This is a genomic window from Candidatus Vicinibacter affinis (assembly GCA_016714365.1).
GTDB classification, from domain to species: Bacteria; Bacteroidota; Bacteroidia; order Chitinophagales; family Saprospiraceae; genus Vicinibacter; species Vicinibacter affinis.
This window is the reverse complement of the sequence record JADJNH010000005.1, coordinates 1,329,001-1,334,843: the sequence shown is the minus strand read 5'-3', so window position 1 is coordinate 1,334,843 and position 5,843 is coordinate 1,329,001. Positions and strand designations below refer to the sequence as shown.

Genomic DNA, 5,843 nt, shown 5'->3' with positions numbered 1-5,843 from the left:
TGGAAATAGTTTGAGGGATGAATGAAGCCAGATTCAAAAAAGAATCTTGCTGGTATTTGTCTGAAAAATGAATGAGTGCGAAGAATATTTGAGAAGTGGGCATATCAAACCACTGAAAAACCTGAACAGGTTTCCATCCAATGTACAAACAATTGAATATGATCATATTCATGCCTACAATCAGGTTGGCTTTAACCGACCACAGAACTCGGAAATCTTTGGATTTACTAAATCCTGGAATTCACCAAACTACTGTGTGTCGAGTCTTCCTTTAGAAGCCAAAAATAGACAATACTGTACTCAAAAAGAAAAAAATCGGGTAATAAATCTCAATAATGGAAAAATCAACAGCTAACACATGAATTATTACTTATTTAAGTTAAAATACTTATATATAATACATTATATACCTTATTTTTATATATATAAATATGTATTTATATATTAATTACTAAAAAAATCTTCTTTCCGGTCAATCAATCAGTTTAATATTCAGCCCGTTCAACCTTAGGTCCTCCCAAAATGATGTAAAAGAAAGCACTAACTTTGCTCCCATCATGCTGAATAGGATAATCTATATTTTATACATCGGATTCTTCCTTGCCATATGCATTGCTTTCAGCGGTTTTAACCACACCGGTAGTAGCTTACCTCCGGATTATGCCCATTTGTACTCAGACCGGATTGCAGCACTTGGGACAACACTCTCAGACCTCCGCATGAAGATCGATAAAGTGGATTGGTCTGATCCTAAGACATCCGAACAGATCATTGCGTCCATTCATTCTTCCCGACAAGTGCTCAAGACCTGCGATTTCTGGCTTCGATATCTGGATCCGATCGCATACCGAAAAATAAATGGCCCTCTTCCGGTGGAGTGGGAAAACGAGGTGTTCGAAAAATTTGAAACTCCTTACCGAAGAGAAGGCGCCGGCTTGATACTGGCAGAAAATCGACTCGGTGAAGACTTCCTTCAAAAAACTGATTTAATTGCATTGCTGGATTCAGCCCTTGCCTCCATACCCGCCTTCCTGACTGATTCCATGATTTCGGAGCTCAATAATCCCGCAAATTTCTATTTCGCCAACCGACTTTTTCTGCTGAATCTGACAGCCATCTACACTACCGGATTCGAATGTCCGGATTCTGCACAAATTCTATTTGAGTTAAAACATATGTTGCATGAAACAGCAGAAATTTACAACACTTTCAACCTGAGCTATCCAAAATATTCCATCTCCCAAAATTACTCAACTCTTTATTCAGGTCTAATTGGTTTTGTGGAACATCAAACAAGTGGATTTTCAAATTTTAATCACTACACTTTTATAAAAGATTATGTCAATCCGCTTTTTGGATTCAATCAATTAGCCATTCAAAAAAATAATTTTCGATCCAAAAATTACAACGACTATTCACTCAACAATAAAGCTCTTTCTATTTTTAACAAAAAACTTTACACCGCTCAGGACATAAAAGGCATCTTCCGTCCCGTCGAAAATGATTCCTTGCTGGATGAAATACGTGGTCTGGGAAAATTATTGTTTTTTGATCCGCTGCTCAGCGGAAACAACCGCAGATCCTGCGCTTCCTGTCACATCCCACAACAATATTTTACAGATACTTCCAGACAAACTGCTTTACAATTTGATGAACGAAACTCGCTTGGAAGAAACACGCCAACTTTAGTAAATGCGGTTCATCACCATCTGATGATGCTGGACGGAAAACATCACACTCTGCTTAATCAGTTCAAGGATGTGATCAGCAAACCTAATGAAATGAATAGTGATCCCGACGAACTGATGAAAAAAATAATGAGTTGCAAATCCTATTCCGTAAAAATCAAATCACTTGCAAAATTTACTTCTTCCAAAAAACCAACATTAGATCATGTCGCATCCGCCGTTGTACTATACTATAGTCAATTTAGTTTTGCAGAAGCACCATTCGATCAGTCCATCAATGCATCCATTCCCATTACCTCCGATGCCATAAAAGGTTTCAATCTATTCATGGGTAAAGCACAATGTGCTACCTGCCATTTTCCTCCACAATTCAATGGGATCAAGCCCCCATACATCAGCAGTGAATTTGAAGTGATCGGCGTACCCGCAGATACAAACTTTCTAAAATTAAGTCAGGATTCAGGAAGATTTTCTGTTCACCCTGCATCGGAAATGTTGCATGCTTTCAGAACAGGCAATCTTCGCAATACCTCACACACAGAGCCTTACATGCACAACGGAGTATTCCGTACCATGGAGGAAGTTATCGATTTTTACGATGCAGGTGGAGGACAAGGAAAAGGAATAAAAGTAAGCAACCAAACTCTGGTATCGGATTCTCTTCACCTTAGTGTCACAGAAAAAAAACAACTCCTGGAATTTCTCCGTTCGCTTGACGAAAAAATTCAACCCGGTGATCCTCCGAAAGAATTACCTTTATCATCTGTGAAAGCATTGAATAAAAGAAAAGTAGGCGGTGAATATTAAATCAAGATTCATATTGCAGTATATTTTTTTAGCATCTATATTGATGTCAATAAGCTTCTCCTGCAAGCCTCGTATCACTTATCCTTTGCCCAAAAATATTTCTAAGGAAAGTAAAAAAAATCTCACCGCTTACTGGAAACATGGGAGAGATTTGTATAAGGAGAATTGTAGCGGCTGTCACGGAATTTTTGGCAAATCAAAAGACAGCATTCCTGATTTTTCTCAACAGCAATTAGACACTTATAAAGCTAAACTCTCCATCACGGATGCAGACAATCACGGGATCGCCCAAAAGTTGAGCTATGAGGACATTGAGGCGATTTTACATTTTTTATCTTTTAAGAAAATCAGAAAATAGCTCTGTTCTTCTTGTGAAATGGATGAACTAAGTAAGCTTCATAGCTTCAAGCTGGGAAGCTCGAAGAAACCGATCCAAGCTGGGAAGTTTGAAGAAACCAACTTCGTAGCTTCAAGCTGGGAAGCTCGAAGCAACCTGTTTTAAGAAAATCAGAAAATAGCTCTGTTCTTCTTTTGAAATTGATGACCTAAGTGAGCTTCTAAGCTTCAAGCTGGGAAGCTCTAAGCAACCTTTGCAAGCTGGGAAGCTCGAAGAAACCGTTCTAAGCTTCAAGCTGGGAAGCTCGAAGAAACCGTTCTAAGCTGGGAAGTTCGAAGAAACCGACCTCTGAGCTTCAAGCTGGGAAGCTCGAAGCAACCACGTATTGGGAATAAATGTTTAACAAGATTAAACAATCCGAGAACGAAAGTTGCTAAACTACTTCAATCTGATTTTTCAACAAATCTTCCATGGTGTCGCGACTCCTGATCAGATAATCTTTCCCTTCGTGAATTAAAACTTCAGCAGGTTTGAATCTGGAATTGTAATTAGAGCTCATCGTAAAACAATAGGCCCCTGCATTTTTAAAACAAAGAATGTCTCCCGGATGAATCTCACTCACTACCCGATTGCTGGCAAAAGTATCGGTCTCGCAGATGTAGCCCACAATGTTGTAAACTCTTGGTTTTCCCAATGGATTTGACACATTCAGAATGTGGTGGTAACTGCCATAGAACATAGGACGAATCAAATGATTCTGCCCGCTGTCCACGCCTGCAAACACAGTGGACGGTGTTTGTTTGATGACATTTGTTTTGACAAAAAAGTATCCGGATTCTGATACCAGATATTTTCCGGGTTCAAAATATAGCTTCAAATCTCTCCCATATTCTTTGCAGAAATTATTGAAACGATCGGATAATATTTCTCCCAATTCTTCTACATCTGTACACACATCGTCTTCTTTGTAAGGGACTTTCAATCCACTGCCAAAATCCAAAAATTCCAGATCAGGAAATTTTCTTGCAATGTCAAATAAAATGTCTGATGCCAAACTGAATACACCGGGATCCAGAATGTCAGATCCTGTGTGCATGTGCAAACCATTAATTTTAAGTTTAAGCGCCTTGACCAATCTTTCTACCAATGGCATTTGATAAATTGAAATTCCAAATTTAGAGTCGATGTGACCCACACTGATTTTTTCGTTTCCACCTGCCATTACATGCGGGTTGATACGAATGCAAATCTTTGCCTCGGGATAATGTTGGCCGATGTATTCCAATGTTTCAATATGATCTATATTCACCTGCACGCCGAGTCCAATCGCCATTTCGATTTCATCCACACTGACACAATTGGGTGTGTAGATAATTTTGGAAGGATCAAAACCCGCCTGGAGACCGATCCAGATTTCCTGGATGGAAACGGTGTCCAATCCTGCACCCCATTGGTTCAATAATTTTAAAATATTTATATTATTGAGAGCTTTACAGGCAAAATGTATTCCGAGGTGTTTCACGGTAAACGCAGTATTCAATCTGTCCAGTTGTCGGCGAATGATGTCGCTGTCGTACACATAAAGTGGTGTTTCATATTTCTTTACCAGGTCGATGGCATCTATTTTTTGTATGCTGTATTTTCCGTTGATCAATTCCATATTGCTTTTCTTTAAAAAGGTAAAGGTCGTGTTTTTAAGTGGGTCCAGCGTTGTAAGTGCTGATAAATTTGTGTTTTTTCCTCCACACTAAAATTTCTGATTCTTGTGCGGTGATTGCCACCTTTCATTTCAAATCTGGCGGCATCCAAATTTTTGTCAGGAACCACCCCACATGAAGTCCAGGTGTCCATTTCACCATAAATGTAAAGTATGTGATGCCCCTGATGGACGGCTTTTTCATGCATCATCCTCATGTATGAAGGATCGTAAATGATCGGGATATCCTTTGGACAAAATATGAGGTTGGATGGATTTTTTTCCAATTTTAAATAGGTACTTAATCCCACGGTATCAAATCCATAATATCCCAATTCGGTCATGTTCTGATAATAAGCCGGCAAGTAGTAGGCGCAATTTTTATCATCGTATAAATTGATGTCCACCGTTTCTTCCAAATGTTCAAAAATCTCTCTGGCAGTCGCGGATGATTCCGGAATTTCTGAACAACCAAAACCCCATTGCCAAAAAGAGAATGGATATTCTAATGCAGCATACTCAATAGTTTTTTCGATGCCCAATGGAAATTCAACCTGCTCTGTAATTGCTAAAGTATCGATCAATAATTTAAGCTCATCTCTCTGATTAAAAATCTGCTTTTGGAACTCAAAAACTTTTGCTCTGCATTCAGGAGTGCTGACTTTATTTCTGTAATGATCGATGGTCCTGAAATCCTCTTGTGCCAAGGCAAACGTAGCTACATAAGCCACTACAGCAGAAAGATTTTTTGGAAATGTGAGTGAATAAAGTATTGATGTGGTACCGCCTTTTGAAATACCGGTACTGATCCATTTATTCTTATAAATTTTTGAAAAGCGTTGTTGAATTTCATTCAAATCAAGCATGGCCTGTTCCTGCTTCAGAAATTTCCAATCCATTTCCTTCGGTGTGGAGCTTCCCGAATAACGAAACTCAACAGAAATCTGGTTTGCATCAAAGATGCGCGTAGGTTCATACACGTTGTCTCGGATGGCATATCCTTCTGTGACCAGGACATTTGGTTTTTTCCGACTCTTGTGATACAGATAAATTTTCTGATAAAATTTTTCAGAATCAGGATTGTGATGATCCACTTTTTGAAGTAAGTTGACTTCGAGCACAAATTTAAATCCCTCCTCATTTTTTAAATCTGCAATCTTACAATCCGGAAACTGTTGTCGGATGAGTTTTTCAATTTCCCTTTTTTCCTTTTCAATTGAATGAAATTTTAAGGGTATAGCATCCGCTGACCAAAATATCAGCAAGAAACAGGTTAAGATTAAGATAGGTGATTTAAAATTCATTGAATGGCCAT

At 38.7% G+C, this 5,843-nt stretch carries 5 protein-coding genes; 3 read left to right on the top strand and 2 right to left on the bottom strand.

Annotated elements, in window-relative coordinates; all coding sequences use genetic code 11:
* Positions 1 to 67 precede the first annotated feature (67 nt).
* The 3 genes from IPJ53_05355 to IPJ53_05345 all read left to right on the top strand — a co-directional run bounded on the left by IPJ53_05355 (position 68) and on the right by IPJ53_05345 (position 2,853).
* Positions 68 to 355, top strand: coding sequence for a hypothetical protein (locus tag IPJ53_05355; protein MBK7798516.1), 288 nt, complete (start codon positions 68 to 70; stop codon positions 353 to 355).
* Between the two features lie 202 nt (positions 356 to 557).
* Positions 558 to 2,495, top strand: a complete 1,938-nt coding sequence (locus tag IPJ53_05350; protein ID MBK7798515.1) for a cytochrome C peroxidase — start codon at positions 558 to 560, stop codon at positions 2,493 to 2,495.
* 43 nt (positions 2,496 to 2,538) lie between these two features.
* Complete coding sequence (locus tag IPJ53_05345) at positions 2,539 to 2,853, top strand: c-type cytochrome (protein ID MBK7798514.1); 315 nt, start codon at positions 2,539 to 2,541, stop codon at positions 2,851 to 2,853.
* A 412-nt stretch (positions 2,854 to 3,265) separates the two neighbouring features.
* Here IPJ53_05345 and lysA read toward each other — a convergent pair whose 3' ends face one another.
* Positions 3,266 to 4,492 (bottom strand): diaminopimelate decarboxylase, encoded by a 1,227-nt coding sequence (lysA, locus tag IPJ53_05340; protein MBK7798513.1) that lies wholly within the window; start codon positions 4,490 to 4,492, stop codon positions 3,266 to 3,268.
* Between the two features lie 11 nt (positions 4,493 to 4,503).
* A complete protein-coding gene (locus IPJ53_05335; GenBank protein ID MBK7798512.1) occupies positions 4,504 to 5,832 on the bottom strand; it encodes a hypothetical protein in 1,329 nt (442 codons plus the stop codon).
* Positions 5,833 to 5,843 lie beyond the last annotated feature (11 nt).